This is a genomic window from Sphingomonas benefaciens, assembly GCF_052907485.1.
The window spans coordinates 992,624-1,010,104 of the sequence record NZ_JBREIC010000001.1; the positions used below are offsets into that span (position 1 = coordinate 992,624).

Annotated in this window: 10 protein-coding genes; 8 read left to right on the plus strand and 2 right to left on the minus strand. The window is 66.8% G+C overall.

Annotation, left to right across the window (positions count from 1 at the left end):
- Positions 1 to 33: 33 nt before the first annotated feature.
- Together cysS and ACU5AX_RS04865 are read left to right on the plus strand one after the other, a co-directional pair.
- Entirely contained in the window at positions 34 to 1,461 is a 1,428-nt protein-coding gene (gene cysS, locus ACU5AX_RS04860; protein ID WP_446689883.1) for a cysteine--tRNA ligase, read from the plus strand.
- Complete coding sequence (locus tag ACU5AX_RS04865) at positions 1,458 to 2,396, plus strand: D-2-hydroxyacid dehydrogenase (protein WP_446689884.1); 939 nt, start codon at positions 1,458 to 1,460, stop codon at positions 2,394 to 2,396. Before cysS ends, ACU5AX_RS04865 begins: the two co-directional genes overlap by 4 nt.
- 109 nt (positions 2,397 to 2,505) lie before the next feature.
- Here ACU5AX_RS04865 and ACU5AX_RS04870 read toward each other — a convergent pair whose 3' ends face one another.
- Positions 2,506 to 3,477, minus strand: coding sequence for a M48 family metallopeptidase (locus ACU5AX_RS04870; RefSeq protein ID WP_446689885.1), 972 nt, complete (start codon positions 3,475 to 3,477; stop codon positions 2,506 to 2,508).
- A gap of 442 nt (positions 3,478 to 3,919) precedes the next feature.
- On the opposite strand from ACU5AX_RS04870, the gene rpoB reads away from it, so the two are divergent.
- The 5 genes from rpoB (at position 3,920) to ACU5AX_RS04895 (ending at position 14,322) form a co-directional block, all read left to right on the plus strand.
- Positions 3,920 to 8,077, plus strand: a complete 4,158-nt coding sequence (gene rpoB, locus ACU5AX_RS04875; RefSeq protein ID WP_198352480.1) for a DNA-directed RNA polymerase subunit beta — start codon at positions 3,920 to 3,922, stop codon at positions 8,075 to 8,077.
- Positions 8,078 to 8,239: 162 nt separating this feature from the next.
- Positions 8,240 to 12,526: a DNA-directed RNA polymerase subunit beta' gene (gene rpoC / locus ACU5AX_RS04880; RefSeq protein WP_446689886.1), complete on the plus strand. Its 4,287-nt coding sequence runs from the start codon at positions 8,240 to 8,242 to the stop codon at positions 12,524 to 12,526.
- 301 nt (positions 12,527 to 12,827) lie between these two features.
- A complete protein-coding gene (locus ACU5AX_RS04885) occupies positions 12,828 to 13,352 on the plus strand; it encodes a DUF2975 domain-containing protein (protein WP_446689887.1) in 525 nt (174 codons plus the stop codon).
- Positions 13,352 to 13,567, plus strand: coding sequence for a helix-turn-helix domain-containing protein (locus tag ACU5AX_RS04890; protein ID WP_446689888.1), 216 nt, complete (start codon positions 13,352 to 13,354; stop codon positions 13,565 to 13,567). The genes ACU5AX_RS04885 and ACU5AX_RS04890 overlap by 1 nt, the downstream gene beginning before the upstream one ends.
- Positions 13,564 to 14,322 carry a hypothetical protein gene (locus ACU5AX_RS04895; RefSeq protein WP_446689889.1) on the plus strand — a complete coding sequence of 253 codons (759 nt, stop codon included), beginning with the start codon at positions 13,564 to 13,566 and terminating at the stop codon, positions 14,320 to 14,322. The genes ACU5AX_RS04890 and ACU5AX_RS04895 overlap by 4 nt, the downstream gene beginning before the upstream one ends.
- On the opposite strand, the gene ACU5AX_RS04900 is transcribed toward ACU5AX_RS04895, so the two are convergent.
- Positions 14,319 to 15,104: a metallophosphoesterase family protein gene (locus ACU5AX_RS04900; protein WP_446690469.1), complete on the minus strand. Its 786-nt coding sequence runs from the start codon at positions 15,102 to 15,104 to the stop codon at positions 14,319 to 14,321. The two genes, ACU5AX_RS04895 and ACU5AX_RS04900, sit on opposite strands and share 4 nt — an antisense overlap.
- A gap of 187 nt (positions 15,105 to 15,291) precedes the next feature.
- Between ACU5AX_RS04900 and ACU5AX_RS04905 the strand changes: the two genes are divergently transcribed.
- Positions 15,292 to 17,439, plus strand: coding sequence for a histidine kinase dimerization/phosphoacceptor domain -containing protein (locus ACU5AX_RS04905; RefSeq protein WP_446689890.1), 2,148 nt, complete (start codon positions 15,292 to 15,294; stop codon positions 17,437 to 17,439).
- The last annotated feature ends 42 nt before the right edge of the window (positions 17,440 to 17,481 follow it).

Here is a 17,481-nt window from a genome sequence, read left to right on the forward strand (position 1 = left end):
GTTGCCGCATCCGGCGCGCTAGAGCCTCGCGCCATGACGCCGATCACGCTCTACAACAGCCTGACGCGCGCGACGGAGACCTTCGCGCCCGCCGACCCCGCCAACGTGCGCATCTATTCGTGCGGGCCGACCGTCTATCACTATGCGCATATCGGCAATCTGCGCGCCTATCTGTTTACCGACACATTGGGGCGCGTGCTGACCTGGCTGGGCTATGGCCTCACCCATGTCATCAACATCACCGATGTCGGCCATCTGACCAGCGACGCCGACGCGGGCGACGACAAGATGGAGGCGGCGGCGAAGAAGAGCGGCCAGGACATCTGGGCAGTGGCCGACCATTATACCCGGGCGTTCAAGCAGAACCTCAAGGACCTCAACGTCCGCGACCCCGCGCGCTTTCCCCTGGCTACCGATCATGTCGAACAGATGATCGCCTTCGGCGAGAAGATCGCCGACCGGCATTGCTACCGCCTGCCCGACGGCCTGTATTTCGACGTGACGACGGTGCCGCAATACGGCCTGCTCGCCGGCACGCGCGAGGACGGCCCGGCGGAGGGGCGGATCGAGACGGTGGAGGGCAAGCGTCACCCCGCCGACTTTGCGATCTGGCGCACCAGCGCACCGGGCGAGAACCGCCAGATGGAATGGGACAGCCCCTGGGGCCGCGGCGCGCCCGGCTGGCACCTCGAATGTTCGGTGATGAGCCGGCAGTATCTCGGCGACCACTTCGACATCCACACCGGCGGCATCGACCACCGCGAGATCCACCATCCCAACGAGATCGCGCAGAACCAGGCCTATTCGGGCAGCGCCGACACCGGCGCCACGGTGTGGATGCACAACAACTTCCTGGTCGACCGGACCGGCAAGATGTCGAAATCGTCGGGCGAGTTCCTGACCCTGCCGGCGCTGGTCGCGCGCGGCTTCCACCCCCTCGCCTATCGGTTGATGTGCCTGCAGGCGCATTATCGCAGCGAGCTGGAGTTCAGCTGGGACAATCTGGCGGCGGCGCAGACCCGGCTGAAGCGGCTGGTGCAGAGCGTCGCGGCGCTGAAGGCGCGCGGCGAGGGCAAGGGTGCGGCGGCGGCATCGCCCTATCGCGAGCGGCTCACCGCGGCGGTGGCGGACGACCTCAACACGCCGCGTGCCCTGCCGGTGCTCGACGAACTGCTCGCCGACAAAAGGATCAGCCCGCAGGACCGGCTGGCGGCGCTCGCGGACTTCGACGCGGTGTTGGGGCTGGAGCTGCTGACGCTGACCCGCGAGGATCTGCGGGTGCGGCCGGAGAGCGCCGGGATCGACGAGGCGGGGATTGCGGCGCGGCTGGCGGAGCGGCGCGAGGCGCGCGCGGCCAAGGACTTCGCGCGCAGCGACGCGATCCGGGATGAGCTGACGGCGGTGGGAGTCGAGGTGATGGACGGCGATCCGATGGGCTGGGACTGGAAGGTGCAGTCGTGAAGGCGGTGCTGCCCGCACTCGCCCGACCGCTGCTCGAACCGCGGCTGCCCGCCGGGCTGGAGGTGGCGTGGTTCGCCAGCCCGGACGAGGCGAAGGCGATGATCGCCGATGCCGACATCGCCTGGGTCGACATGCAACCAACGCGGCTGGTCGCCGAGGCGATCCGCGCGGCTGGACCGAACCTCCAATGGGTGTCGACCATCTATGCCGGCCTTGACGCCTTTCCGCTCGACGTGCTGCGCGCCAAGGGCGCGACGCTGACGAACGGCGCCGGGATCAACGCGGTGGCGGTGGCGGAATATGCCGTGATGGCGATGCTGGTCGCTGCGAAGCGCTTCGACACCGTGCTCCACGCCGGGCAGCGGCACGAATGGCTGGGCGATGCGCCGGGCAAGGTCGAGCTGGACGGCACGCGGGCGCTGGTGGTCGGCTATGGCACGATCGGGCGGCTGATCGGCGAGCGGCTGACGGCGTTCGGCGTCGGCGTCGACGGCGTGACCCGGTCGGGGCGCGACGGGACGCTGGGGCCGGACGACTGGCGGGCGCGGCTGGGCGACTATGACTGGCTGGTGCTGGCGGCGCCGTCGACCGAGGCGACCAAGGCGATGATCGGCGCGGACGAGCTGGCGGCGATGCGGCGCGACGCATGGCTGATCAACATCGCGCGCGGCGACATGGTGGATCAGGAGGCGTTGGTCGCGGCGCTCAAGGCGCGGCGGATCGGCGGCGCCGTCCTCGACCCGACCGAGCCGGAGCCGCTGCCGGCGGATCATCCCTTGTGGGACGCGCCCAATTGCATGATCTCGATGCATCTGTCGGGGCGCAGCCAGACCCGGATGTTTCAGCGCGGCGCGGCGCTGTTTCTGGAGAACCTGGCAGCATACATGGCGGGCAAGCCGATGCAGAACGTCGCCGATCTCGACGCGGGGTATTGACCTGTCAGCGCACCCTCACCCTTCCCATCGCCTTCGGCGCTGGGCCCCTTCCCTCTCCCACCGGGAGAGGGAGGGAGGCGCGTAGCGCCGTAAGGGTGAGGGTGATGACTTATTGCAGCGGTTTGTCCGCCTCGGCGAGGATCGGCGGCAGATAGGGCGTCGGGGCATCCGCCGGAATCCTGGCGATCTCCGCCTCCAGCGCGGCGGCGCGCGCCTTGGACGAGGGGTGGGTGCGGCTGCGGAACAGACCGCCGTCGACCTCGCCGCCATGCTCGCGCCAGAACCGCACCGCCGCCTGCGGGTTCCAGCCGGCGTTGCGGATCAGATACATGCCGAGGATATCGGCCTGATCCTCGGTGGTCCGGAACAGGCGCCCGTTGCGGCCGACCTCGGCGAGCAGGCCGCGGCTGACGCCCGCCGCATCGAGCCGGGCCCGGTGGCGCAATATGGTATGGGCGAGCTCGTGGCCGATCACCACCGCCAGTTCCTCGTCGGTATAGCGGGCGAAGAAGGGCACGCTGATCTGGACGATGCGGCCGTCGGACGAGGCCTCCATCTTGTTGCCGAGCAGCACCTCGAACGCGCTGCGGCAGCCGGCCGATGCCGGGATGGTGACGGTGCGGGTACGGCCGTCGCGCAGCAGCGTGACGGCGAGCGGGCGATCGGCGGGTTCGCCGGCGATCACCGCCTGCGCCGCGTCGCGCGCCGCACTGCTCGGTTGCGCCGGCGGGGCGGTGTCGGGCAGCGGCTGGCCATCGATCGCCACCAGCGAGTCGCCGGGGGCGATGCCCGCCCGTGCCGCCGGCCCGCCGGGCACCACCGCCTCGACCGCGACCGGGCGTTCGAAGCCGAAGCTGACCTTCGCCTGGGCACGTAAGGGGGCGTCATATTGGCCGATGCTGTGCAGCGCCCAGCCCGGCGTCGGCTGGCGATCGCGGCACAAGGCGGCATTGGCGGTGGTTAGCCGATAGGCGATCGCGGCCATGCGCCCGTCGACTTCGCGCAGCGCGGCGAAGGTGGCGGCGGGGTCGTCGGCGGGCGTGGCGGCGAGGGCGACGGCGGCGAGGAACGCGAACGGCATGGGACGGTCTTAGCGTAGCAGTGAGGTGGGAGGAACCGGTCCTCATCTCGTCATGCCGGACCCGTTCCGGCATCCACGGAGCCGCATACCCCGCGGCCGCAGCGTACGTGGACGGGTGGATGCCGGAACAAGTCCGGCATGACGGGATTGCGTAGGGGGTTTGCCAGCGCCCCGCCTGTTGTCCCCAGCCCATCCTGCGAGCGGCGCCCCCCCCCTTTGACAAGCGTGCGCCCCGCCCCTATATCCCGCCTCTCACCACAGCTTTCGGGACATGGGGCGCCGTCGCGCAGCGCCTGCATACGAATAGGGAGTTGCTGGTTCCATAGACGCTTCAAGGCCGACGCACAGTGCTGCGCTCGGCTTTTTCGCGTCTTTGACCAATCCGCGTCCCGTCCGGAGGCTTTCCGGGCACGATATACGGCTGACGAGGCACAATAGATCCATGGCGACCAAGGCGATCCAGCAGGCCAGCACCGCGAAGCGGCGCATCCGCAAGATCTTCGGCGACATCCACGAAGTCATCCAGATGCCGAACCTGATCGAGGTTCAGCGTGAAAGCTACGAGCAGTTCCTGCGCTCCGACAAGAGCACCGGTCACGTCTCGGGCCTGGAAAAGACGCTGCGGTCGGTGTTCCCGATCCAGGATTTCGCCGGCACCGCCTATCTCGACTTCGACGATTACGTCCTCGAACCGCCCAAGTTCGACGTCGAGGAATGCCGCCAGCGTGGCATCACCTATGCCGCGCCGATGCGCGTCACGCTGCGCCTGACCGCGTTCGAGGTCGATCCAGATACCGAGGCCAAGTCGGTCATCGATATCAAGGAGCAGGACGTCTACATGGGCGACATGCCGCTCATGACCGAGAACGGCACCTTCTTCATCAACGGCACCGAGCGCGTCATCGTCAGCCAGATGCACCGCAGCCCGGGCGTCCTCTTCGACCATGACCGCGGCAAGACGCACGCGTCGGGCAAGTATCTCTTCGCCGCCCGCGTCATCCCGTACCGCGGCTCGTGGCTGGATTTCGAGTTCGACGCCAAGGACATCGTCAACGTCCGTATCGACCGCAAGCGCAAGCTGCCGGTGACGGCGCTGCTCTATGCGCTCGGCATGAACTCGGAAGAGATCCTCAACTACTTCTACAACCGCGTGACCTTCGTCCGCGGCGAGGGCGGCTGGCGCATTCCGTTCGCGGCCGAGAACTGGCGCGGCGTGAAGCCGATGTTCGACATCGTCGACGCCAAGTCGGGCGAGGTCGTGTTCGCCGCCGGCCAGAAGATCAGCCCGCGCGCCGCCAACAAGGCCGGCAAGGACGGCCTGACCGAGCTGCTGATCCCGACCGAGGAGATCTTCGGCCGCTACAGCGCCTACGACCTGATCAACGAGACCACCGGCGAGATCTACGTCGAGGCCGGTGACGAGATCACCGCCGAGAATCTGGAAAGCCTCGACAAGGCGGGCGTCGACACGATCGAGCTGCTCGACATCGACTTCGTCACCACCGGTCCGTGGATCCGCAACACGCTGAAGGCCGACAAGGCCGAAGAGCGCGAGCAGGCGCTGAGCGACATTTATCGCGTCATGCGCCCCGGCGAGCCGCCGACGCTGGAGACGGCGGAAGCGCTGTTCGCCGGCCTGTTCTTCGATCCGGACCGCTACGACCTGTCCGCGGTGGGCCGCGTCAAGCTGAACATGCGCCTCGACCTCGACGCGCCGGACACGGTGACGACGCTGCGCAGCGAGGACATCCTCGCCGTGATCAAGACTTTGGTCGGCCTGAAGGACGGCAAGGGCGAGATCGACGACATCGACAACCTCGGCAACCGCCGCGTTCGTTCGGTGGGCGAGCTGCTCGAGAACCAGTATCGCGTCGGTCTGCTGCGCATGGAGCGCGCCGTGAAGGAGCGCATGTCGTCGGTCGACGTGTCGACGGTGATGCCGAACGACCTGATCAACGCCAAGCCGGCGGTGGCCGCGGTGCGTGAGTTCTTCGGCTCGTCGCAGCTGTCGCAGTTCATGGACCAGACCAACCCGCTGTCCGAAGTGACGCACAAGCGTCGCGTCTCGGCACTCGGGCCGGGCGGTCTGACGCGTGAACGCGCGGGCTTCGAGGTCCGCGACGTCCACCCGACCCACTATGGCCGCATCTGCCCGATCGAGACGCCGGAAGGCCCGAACATCGGTCTGATCAACTCGCTGTCGACCTTCGCCCGCGTCAACAAGTACGGCTTCATCGAGACGCCGTACCGCAAGGTGAACAACGGCCAGGTGACCAACGAGGTCGTCTATCTGTCGGCGATGGAGGAGCAGAAGCACACCGTCGCGCAGGCATCGGCCGCGACCGATGCGGACGGCCGCTTCACCGAGGATCTGGTCTCGGCGCGGCAGGCGGGCGAGTTCCTGATGGCGCTGCCCGAGACGATCACGCTGATGGACGTGTCGCCGAAGCAGCTCGTCTCGGTCGCCGCCTCGCTGATCCCCTTCCTCGAGAAGGACGACGCGAACCGCGCGCTGATGGGTTCGAACATGCAGCGCCAGGCGGTGCCGCTGGTCAAGGCCGAGGCGCCGTTCGTCGGCACCGGCATGGAAGAGACGGTGGCGCGCGATTCGGGCGCCGCGATCTCGGCCAAGCGCGCCGGCGTCGTCGACCAGGTCGATGCGACCCGCATCGTCGTCCGCGCCACCGGTGAGGTGGATGCGAGCGTCAGCGGCGTCGACATCTACACGCTGATGAAGTTCCAGCGTTCGAACCAGTCGACCTGCATCAACCAGCGTCCGCTGGTGAAGGTGGGTGACGTGGTCGAGGCCGGCGACACGATCGCCGACGGCCCGTCCACCGAGTTCGGCGAGCTGGCGCTGGGCCGCAACGTCCTCGTCGCGTTCATGCCGTGGAACGGCTACAACTACGAGGATTCGATCCTGATCAACGAGCGGATCGTGAAGGACGACGTGTTCACGTCGATCCACATCGACGAGTTCGAGGTCATGGCTCGCGACACCAAGCTCGGGCCGGAGGACATCACGCGCGACATCCCCAATGTCGGCGAGGAAGCTTTGCGCAACCTCGACGAGGCGGGCATCGTCTACATCGGCGCCGAGGTGGAGCCGGGCGACATCCTGGTCGGCAAGATCACGCCGAAGGGCGAAAGCCCGATGACGCCGGAAGAGAAGCTGCTGCGCGCGATCTTCGGTGAGAAGGCGTCGGACGTGCGCGACACGTCGCTGCGCCTGCCGCCGGGCGTTGCCGGCACGGTGGTCGACGTGCGCGTCTTCAACCGTCACGGCATCGATAAGGACGAGCGCGCGATGGCGATCGAGCGCGAGGAGATCGAGCGCCTGAAGAAGGACTCGGACGACGAGCGCACGATCCTCAACCGGGCGACGTGGAGCCGCCTGCGCGAGATGCTGCTGGACCAGGTCGCGACCGGCGCGCCGAAGGGCGTGAAGAAGGGTTCGACCATCGACATGGACCTGCTCGACAGCGTCGACCGCCACGAATGGTGGAAGTTTGCGGTGCAGGACGATGCGGTCCAGGCGAACCTGGAAGCCGTCAAGCAGCAGTATGACGAGGCGACCAAGCGCATCCGCGACAAGTTCGAGGATCGCCGCGAGAAGCTGGAGCGGGGCGACGAGCTGCCGCCGGGCGTGCTCAAGATGGTCAAGGTGTTCGTCGCGGTGAAGCGCAAGCTGCAGCCGGGCGACAAGATGGCCGGCCGCCACGGCAACAAGGGCATCATCAGCCGCATCCTGCCGCAGGAGGACATGCCGTTCCTCGAGGACGGCACGCCGGTCGACTTCGTGCTCAACCCGCTGGGCGTGCCGTCGCGCATGAACGTCGGGCAGATCTTCGAGACGCATCTGGGCTGGGCCGCGCGCGGCCTGGGCCGCAAGATCGGTGCGGCGCTCGACCAGTGGCGGGCCGAGAATCCGAACCCGACGCCGGGTCAGGCGCCGGAGGCGGTGAAGGACGCGCTGCGGCTGGCGTATGGCGACAGCTATGTCGAGGAACTCGACAAGCGTTCGCCCGAGCAGCTGATCGATCTGGCGCAGAACGTCCGTACCGGCGTTCCGATGGGCACCCCGGTGTTCGACGGCGCGGTGGAATCGGACGTGGCCGACATGCTGAAGCTCGCCGGGCTGGATGAATCGGGTCAGGTGACCCTGTTCGACGGCCGCACCGGCGACGCCTTCGACCGCAAGGTCACCGTCGGCTACAAGTACGTGCTGAAGCTGCACCATCTGGTCGATGACAAGATCCACGCGCGGTCGATCGGCCCCTACTCGCTCGTCACCCAGCAGCCGCTGGGCGGCAAGGCGCAGTTCGGCGGCCAGCGCTTCGGCGAGATGGAGGTCTGGGCGCTGCAGGCGTATGGCGCCGCCTATACGCTGCAGGAAATGCTCACGGTGAAGTCCGACGACGTGGTCGGCCGCACCAAGGTCTACGAGGCGATCGTCAAGGGTGACGACACGTTCGAGGCCGGCATTCCGGAGAGCTTCAACGTGCTCGTCAAGGAAATGCGCTCGCTCGGCCTCAACGTCGATCTGCGGTCCATGGAGGATGCGCAGGACGACGACGGGCTCGCCGAGGCCGCGGAGTAAGCCATCGCTCTCCCTCTCCCACCGGGAGAGGGAGGGAGCCGCCGACAGGCGGCGGAAGGGTGAGGGTGACACGGTCGCCACCACCCCACCCTCACCTTCCCACCCGGCTGCGCCGGGCGGGCCCCTTCCTCTCCCAGCGGGAGAGGAAAAAGAGGTAAGAACATGAACGAACTGACCAATTTCGCCAATCCGGTCGCCAAGCCCGAGACGTTCGACCAGATCCAGATCGGCATCGCTTCGCCCGACAAGATCCGTTCGTGGTCGTTCGGCGAGATCAAGAAGCCCGAGACGATCAACTACCGCACGTTCAAGCCGGAACGTGACGGCCTGTTCTGCGCGCGCATCTTCGGTCCGATCAAGGATTACGAATGCTTGTGCGGCAAGTACAAGCGCATGAAGTACAAGGGCATTGTCTGCGAGAAGTGCGGTGTCGAAGTCACGGTGTCGAAGGTACGCCGCGAGCGGATGGGCCATATCGAGCTCGCCGCGCCGGTCGCGCACATCTGGTTCCTGAAGTCGCTGCCGAGCCGGATCGGCCTGTTGCTTGACATGCAGCTGAAGCAGCTCGAGCGTGTGCTGTACTTCGAAGCCTATATCGTCATCGAGCCGGGCCTCACCCCGCTCGAGAAGTTCCAGCTGCTCACCGAGGATGAGCTGCTCGAGGCGCAGGACGAATATGGCGAGGACGCCTTCTCCGCCGGCATCGGCGCCGAGGCCGTGCGCGTCATGCTCGAGAATCTCGACCTGGAGGGCGAGAAGGTCGCGCTGCTCGAGGAGCTGGCGACGACCAAGTCGGAGCTGAAGCCCAAGAAGATCATCAAGCGCCTGAAGGTCGTCGAGAGCTTCCTGGAATCGGGCAACCGCCCCGAATGGATGATCCTGGAAGTCATTCCGGTGATCCCGCCCGAGCTGCGCCCGCTGGTGCCGCTGGACGGCGGCCGTTTCGCGACCTCCGACCTCAACGACCTGTACCGCCGCGTCATCAACCGCAACAACCGCCTGAAGCGGCTGATGGAGCTGCGCGCGCCGGACATCATCGTCCGCAACGAAAAGCGCATGCTGCAGGAAGCGGTCGACGCGCTGTTCGACAACGGCCGTCGCGGCCGCACCATCACCGGTGCCAACAAGCGTCCGCTGAAGTCGCTGTCCGACATGCTGAAGGGCAAGCAGGGCCGCTTCCGTCAGAACCTGCTCGGCAAGCGCGTCGACTATTCGGGCCGTTCGGTCATCGTCACCGGTCCGGAGCTCAAGCTGCACCAGTGCGGCCTGCCTAAGAAGATGGCGCTCGAGCTGTTCAAGCCGTTCATCTACGCGCGCCTCGACGCCAAGGGCCTCAGCATGACGCTGAAGCAGGCGAAGAAGTGGGTGGAGAAGGAGCGCAAGGAAGTCTGGGACATCCTGGACGAGGTGATCCGCGAGCATCCGGTGATGCTGAACCGTGCGCCGACGCTCCACCGCCTGGGGATCCAGGCGTTCGAGCCGGTGCTGATCGAGGGCAAGGCGATCCAGCTGCATCCGCTGGTCTGCTCCGCGTTCAACGCCGACTTCGACGGCGACCAGATGGCCGTGCACGTGCCGCTGAGCCTCGAGGCCCAGCTGGAAGCGCGCGTCCTGATGATGTCGACCAACAACATCCTGTCGCCCGCCAACGGCAAGCCGATCATCGTGCCGTCGCAGGACATGGTGCTGGGTCTCTATTATCTGTCGATGATGAAGGAAGGCGAGCCTGGCGAGGGCATGCTGATCTCCGACATGGCGGAGGTGCATCAGGCGCTCAACGCCGGCTCGGTGACGCTGCACACCAAGATCGTCAGCCGCGTTCCGCAGACCGACGAGGACGGCAACCAGTATCTGAAGCGCGTCGAGACGACCCCGGGCCGCATGCTGCTCGGCGAGACGCTGCCGAAGAGCCACAAGGTGCCGTTCGAGATCGTCAACCGCCTGCTGACCAAGAAGGACGTGGGCGACGTGATCGACGAGGTCTATCGTCACACCGGCCAGAAGGAGACGGTGCTGTTCGCCGACGCGATCATGAGCCTCGGCTTCCGCCACGCGTTCCGCGCCGGCATCTCGTTCGGCAAGGACGACATGATCATCCCGAACGAGAAGGACGCGCTGGTCGAGGAGACCCGCACGCTCGTGAAGGATTACGAGCAGCAGTATCAGGACGGCCTGATCACGCAGCAGGAGAAGTACAACAAGGTGATCGACGCCTGGAGCCGCTGCGGCGACCAGGTGGCGAACGCGATGATGAACGAGATCAAGGCGGTGAAGCGCTACGAGGACGGCGAGCATGCCGGCCGCGAGAAGCCGATCAACTCGATCTACATGATGGCGCACTCGGGTGCCCGCGGTTCGCAGGCGCAGATCAAGCAGCTCGCCGGCATGCGCGGCCTAATGGCCAAGCCGAGCGGCGAGATCATCGAGACGCCGATCATCTCGAACTTCAAGGAAGGTCTGACCGTTCTTGAATACTTCAACTCGACGCACGGCGCCCGCAAGGGCCTGGCGGATACGGCGCTCAAGACGGCGAACTCGGGTTATCTGACCCGCCGTCTGGTCGACGTGTCGCAGGATTGCGTCGTGATCGAGGACGATTGCGGCACCGAGCGCGCGCTGGAGATGAAGGCGATCGTGCAGGGCGGCTCGACCATCGCGTCGCTCGGCGAGCGTATCCTGGGCCGTACCACGGCCGAGGATGTGGTCGATCCGAAGACCAATGCGGTCGTCATCCCGACCGGTACCCTGCTCGACGAGCCGATGGTGGCGAAGATCGAGGCCATGGGCATCCAGGGCATGAAGATCCGTTCGCCTCTGGTCTGCGAGAGCAAGGTCGGCGTGTGCGGCAAGTGCTACGGGCGCGACCTTGCCCGCGGTACGCCGGTCAACATCGGCGAGGCGGTCGGCGTCATCGCGGCGCAGTCGATCGGCGAGCCGGGCACGCAGCTGACGATGCGCACCTTCCACATCGGTGGTGCGGCGCAGCTCAACGAGCAGTCGAACCTGGAGGCGCCGGTCGACGGTACCATCCAGTTCCGCGACCTGCGCATCATCGGCGACCAGCGCGGCCGCCGCGTCGTGCTCTCCCGTTCGGGCGAGATCGCGATCGTCGACATGGACGGTCGTGAGCTGGCGGTGCACCGTATCCCCTACGGCGCTTACGTCATGTTCGACGACGGCCATATGGTGTCGAAGGGTGACCGGATGGCGGAATGGGATCCGTTCACCATGCCGGTGATCACGGAAAACCCGGGTACCGTCCGCTTCCAGGACCTGCTGGAGGGCAAGACGCTCACCGAGCAGACCGACGAGGCGACCGGCATCGCGCAGCGCGTCGTGACGGAATATCGCACCTCGTCCAAGTCGAAGGAGGATCTGCGTCCGCGCCTGACCCTGCTCGACGAGACGAGCGGCGAATCCGGCCGCTACATGCTCGCCCCCGGCGCGACGCTGTCGGTCGAGGACGGTGCGCAGGTGCAGGCGGGTGACGTGCTCGCCCGCGTCAGCCGCGAAGCTGCCAAGACGCGCGACATTACCGGCGGTCTGCCGCGCGTCGCCGAGCTGTTCGAGGCGCGCAAGCCGAAGGAGAATGCGATCATCGCCAAGGTCTCCGGCCGCGTCGTGTTCGGCAAGGACTATAAGGCGAAGCGCAAGATCGGCATCCAGCCCGAGGATGGCGGCGAGGTCGTCGAGTATCTGGTGCCCAAGTCGAAGGTGATCGACGTTCAGGAAGGCGACTACGTCAAGCGTGGCGACAACCTGATCGGCGGCAGCCCCGACCCGCACGACATTCTCGAAGTGCTCGGCATCGAACCGCTCGCGGAATATCTCGTCTCGGAAATCCAGGAAGTCTATCGACTCCAGGGCGTGAAGATCAACGACAAGCACATCGAGGTGATCGTTCGCCAGATGCTGCAGAAGGTCGAGATCACCGAGTCGGGCGACACCACCTTGCTCGTCGGCGAGCAGGTCGACCGCGAGGAGATGGACGCGATCAACGAGAAGCTCGGGCCGAACGAGGCGCGGGCAGCCGGCAAGCCGATCCTGCTCGGCATCACCAAGGCGTCGCTGCAGACCCGCAGCTTCATCTCGGCGGCGTCGTTCCAGGAGACCACCCGCGTCCTCACCGAGGCGGCGGTCCAGGGCAAGCAGGACACGCTGATGGGCCTCAAGGAGAATGTCATCGTCGGCCGGCTGATCCCGGCGGGTACCGGCGCCGGCATGAACCGCCTGCGCGTGGCGGCCTCTTCGCGGGATGCGGCGCTCCGTGCGCAGCAGCGCGCGCTGCAGGCGGCGATCGTCGCCCCGACCTCGGCCGCGGAACTGCGCGCCGCGGAAGAGCAGCGCTCGCGTCGCGACGACCAGGGCACGGGTTCCGACCCGCTCGCCGAAGTCGTTCCGTCGGGCGACGGCAGCGACGCGGCCGCGGGCGAGTATCTGAACGATTGATCGGTCGGGTCCTGAACCTGAAGAGATGAGAAACCGCCGTCCGGCATGCCGGACGGCGGTTTTTCGTTGTGAACGGTGTTGGGGTGCGGCCGATCGTTTCTCGGCGCGCGCTTGCACAGCGCAGCGGTGGACTGGTTCCTCGCCTGCCCCGTCGCGAGGGTACCCCCGTCCCACCGGGCGTGTCGCAGCAATTTCCTCGCATCCGTCATCGGCTAGGGGCGGACACAGCACTTATCGATAATCAACGAATCACTTGCTGTTTTTCGATATGACCCGCATCCTCCCCTGCGGAGGATATCCGATGCCACAGCAACCTCGCCTGCTCCGCACCTCGATCACGACCGTCCAAATATTCCGGATCGCCAATCTGGTCATCGGGTGTTTCTCTCTGTCGGTGCTCATCGCTACGCTGCCGGGCGTCGAATTCGTCCAGCCGATGCTTGTCCGCAAATACGGCGCCGCCGCCGACGTCGACGCCATCATCATCTTCATGCGCGCGACCCTCTTGCTCGGCCTGCCCCTGGCTTATGCCGCGGAACGCCTGTTGCGGGCATTGCGGGCGATCCTGCGTACGGTGGAGCACGGCGATCCGTTCGTCCGCGCCAACGCGGCAAGGCTGCGCATCATCGGCTGGGCGCTGCTGACGCTCCAACTCGCCGACCTGGCGCTCGGCGGCGCCCGGCTGATCGCCAACGCGCTGCGCATCGACTATCTTCAATGGCAGCCGAGCTTCACCGGCTGGCTGGCGGTGATGATCGCGTTTGTGCTCGCGCAGGTCTTCGAACGTGGTGCGGCGATGCGCGACGATCTGGACGGCACGATCTGATGCCGGTCCGCGTCCACCTCGACGATCTGCTCCACGCGCGCCGCATGACGCTAACCGAACTCAGCGAGCGGGTCGGCATCACGCTCGCCAATCTCTCGATCCTGAAAACGGGCAAGGCCAAGGCGATCCGCTTTTCGACGTTGGAAGCGATCTGCACCACGCTCGGCTGCCAGCCGGGCGACATCCTCACCATCACTGAAGGAGACGAACGATGACCGCGATCCAGCGCTTCTTGGCCGTGGCATGGCAATCCTACCGCGACGGCCCACGCGTGCTCGCCGGTCTCCCGTGGCTGTTCGGCGCAATCATCGCCTGGGAATTTGCACAGCACGTGATGGAATATCGCATCGGCTTCTTCGTTAGCCGCGAGGCCGCCAAAGCGGTGTCTCAGGATGGCGGGCGTATGGCGCTCGGCTGGGTCAAGATGATCCTGGTCTACGTGGGCGGCTTCTTCGCCATCCGATATCTAATGCTCGGCCAGTCGCGCGCGGTGCTTCGTCCGGCGCTTCGCACGATGCTCCGCTACCTGCCCTATGTCGCCTACGCACTGATCGTCTTCGCAATAATCTTCTACGCCGACCGTCTGGTGGCGCCGGCGCACGTCATGACGTTGCGCGGCCTCGTCGGCCTGACGCAAATCGCGATCGAGCCGCTGCTGATGCCCTGGATCGTCTCCGCGGCGACCGACGGCCCGGTGCGCACTCCTTGGCAGTCGGCCAACATGGTCGGCCGCTGGTACCCGTGGGCGCTCGCGCTGTTCTTCGTCGGGCGGCTGCCGATCAGTCTGGTCCACCAGGGACTTGGTACCTGGGCGATGGGGCGCGACACGCTGCTGCTCTGGCTGATGCTGGCGGCGGATGCGGTGACGGTCGGACTGCTGATCGCCATCATCCCGGCGCTCAGCGTGCGCATCGTCGCCGGGCTGAGCCAAGCGCCCGCCCGGCCGACGGCGGCCCTCGCACCGGCCTAGCGCCCGACCCGCCCGGCAGCCGCATCCTCGGTGATCACCGCCGCCGGCGCTTCCGATTGCGTGCGCGCGACGGTGGTGAAGCGGCCGTCCGCCACGCGGATCTCGTTGAACGAGGCTGGCGTGTGCCGGGTACGCTTCGACAGCGTCCCGGCGCCGATCATGCGGATCGTCCAGCCATTCCGCTCGATCGGCACGTCGAACGGATCGTGGACATGGCCGCTGAGCACCGCTTGCGCACCCGCAGCGGCGAGTGCGGTGAGCGCGGCATCGCCGTGACGGGTCTTGGCCGTCCCCTTGGTGCCGCCCTCGATCAGCGGGTGATGCGCCGCGACGAAGATGAGATTGCCCTTTGGCGCCGCGGCGATCATCGCCAGCGCCCGGCGCAGCGATCCGGCACTGACCCGACCCTTCGACCAGTTCCAGCGCCATTGCGCGCGCGCGATCGTCTTCAGCGGCACGACGGTGATGCCGGGCAGTTCCAGCTCGCGTTCGATCATCCGCTCCACCGCCGCATAGCGCTGATAGGGGGCGAACAGCCGGCGGAACGGATCCCAGTAATACGGAATGTCGTGGTTGCCGACCTCCACCGTCACCGGCACACCCAGCGCGCCCAGCCAGGCGCCGCCGCGTTCGAATTCGCGGCGCGTTGCGCGCATCGTCAGGTCGCCGGTCATGATCACCGCGTCGGGCGACTCGGCCGCCACGCATTGCTGAAACCAGGCGAGCGCGGCGGGATCCTCGGCACCGAAATGGACGTCGCTGACATGAAAGAGCTTGATCATCATCCCCGCAACGTCGCAGCCGCCGATCGGATGCGTCCTACAGGGGCGCTCGGGCTCGCGTCCAGCCACCAGCTGACCGCAACGTCGACGGTTGGGTCATCACCGTTGATTGATCGAAATTAGCAATGGACGCATTGTAAACCCCTGAAACGAGGCCCATGGTCATAGCCATCTGCGTGCAAGAGTAATGATGGCGACCCCCATTCCCACCGATCCCGCGGTTGATCTGACCGATTGCGACCGCGAACCGATCCACGTGCCGGGTGCGATTCAGCCCCATGGTCTTTTGCTCGTGGCCTCGGCGAACGGGGATCATCGGATCGTCGGCGGCGCCGGTGCGATCGAGCCGCGGCTGACCGCCGACTGGCTCGGCAGGCCCCTCGCCGAGTTGATCGGCCAGGACGTCGCCACTCTGCTGGGCAGCACCCTGCCCGCCAATCCCAATGTCGTCGTGCCGCCGCTGGTCACCGGCAGCGACGAGACGTTTCTCGCGACGCTGCACCGTACCGACGGCTATCTGCTTGTCGAACTGGAGCCGGTGGCGGAGCGGCCGACCACGGCCGCGGCGATGCTGTCGTGGCTCGATGCGGTCGCCGGCGGCTTCGAACGCGCGGTCGACAAGCAGACGTTGTACGAACGCGCCGCCAAGGCCTTCCGCACGCTGACCGGTTTCGACCGGGTGATGATCTACCGCTTCCTCGACGACGAGGCAGGTTGCGTCGTTGCCGAGGATCGCGATCCCGAACTCGGCTCGTTCCTCAACCATCATTTCCCGGCGAGCGACATTCCCCGCCAGGCGCGCGCACTCTACATCCGCAACCGCACCCGCGCGATCCCCGACGCGGCCTATGCGCCGCAGCCGCTGCGCCCGGCGCATCTGGCGAACATCGATCTCAGCGACGTCGCGCTGCGCAGCGTCTCGCCGATCCATCTCGAATATCTGCGCAACATGGGCGTCGAGGCATCCGCCTCCATCTCCATCGTCAAGGACGGCCTGCTGTGGGGGCTGATCGCCTGCCATCACAACAGCCCGCGGCTGCTGCCCCCCGACGTGCGCGGCGCCGCGGCGACGCTGGCCAGCGGGCTGGCACGCCAGATCCGGGCGAAGGAGGAGGCGGCGGCCTATCGCGAGCGGCTCAACCTGCGCGTGGTCGAGGACATGGTGACGCCGCGGTTGCAGGGCGACGTGCCGCTGCACGAGGCGATCGCCGGCATGAAGGGCGATCTCAGGGCGATGCTCAACGCCGACGGTTTCGCCGTGGTGACGCGCACCGCGGTGGTGACCGACGGCCGCTGTCCGTCCCCCAAGGTGCTCGGCAAATTCGCCGATTGGGCGCGGAGCCGCGGCGGCGAACCGGTGGCGACCCACATGCTGTCGACGATGATGCCGGGCGCGGCGGAGCATCGCGCCCTGGCCAGCGGGATGATCGCGCTGCCCTTGCGCGACGATGACGCGACGCTGATCTGGCTGCGCGCCGAGCGCATTCAGGAGATCGAATGGGCGGGCAATCCGCACAAGTCGGTGTCGCTGGCCCCCGGCGAACGGCTGTCGCCACGGGCGTCGTTCGAGACGTGGAGCGAGACGGTGCGCGGCCGTTCGCGACGGTGGTCGCTCGAGGAGATCGAGGCCGCGCACCGCCTGCGCCGCCGCTTCCACGAGGCGCGGCAGGGTCAGCAATTGCGGGCGCTGAACCACGACCTCAATCTCGCACTGGTCGAGAAGGACGCCCTGCTCGCGCAGAAGGACGTCCTGATGAAGGAGGTCAACCATCGGGTGCAGAACAGCCTGCAGCTGGTCGCCTCGTTCCTGCGGCTCCAGGCCAAGACCGCGGGCGACGGCGCGGTCGCCGACCATCTTGCCGAAGCGCAGGCACGTCTCGCTGCGGTCGCATTGGTCCACCGCCGGCTGTACCGCGACGACCAGGTCGAAAGTGTCGATCTGTCGCGCTATGTCGAGGAGCTGGTCGCCGACATGCGCACTTCGCTGGGCGCCGACTGGGGCGCACAGATGCGGCTCGATCTCGCTCCGGTGCTGGTCCCGACCGATCGCGCGGTGAACATCGGGCTCATCCTCACCGAACTCGTCATCAACGCCAGCAAATATGCCTATGACGGCCGGCCCGGACCGCTGTCGATCGCGCTCGAACAGCATGGCGCGCTGCTCCGGCTGATCGTCGCCGACCAGGGCCGCGGCAAGGGTCAAGGCGAAGGATTCGGCAGCCGGATGATGGCGGCGATGGTCCAGCGGCTCGACGGCGAGATCGCCTACCTCGACAATGATCCTGGCGTCAGGGCCATCATGACCGCACCGATCGGCGCAGAATCTACCCTATAGTGGAAGGTTATTATACCCGATTCCGCCGTATCGGGTAACTTT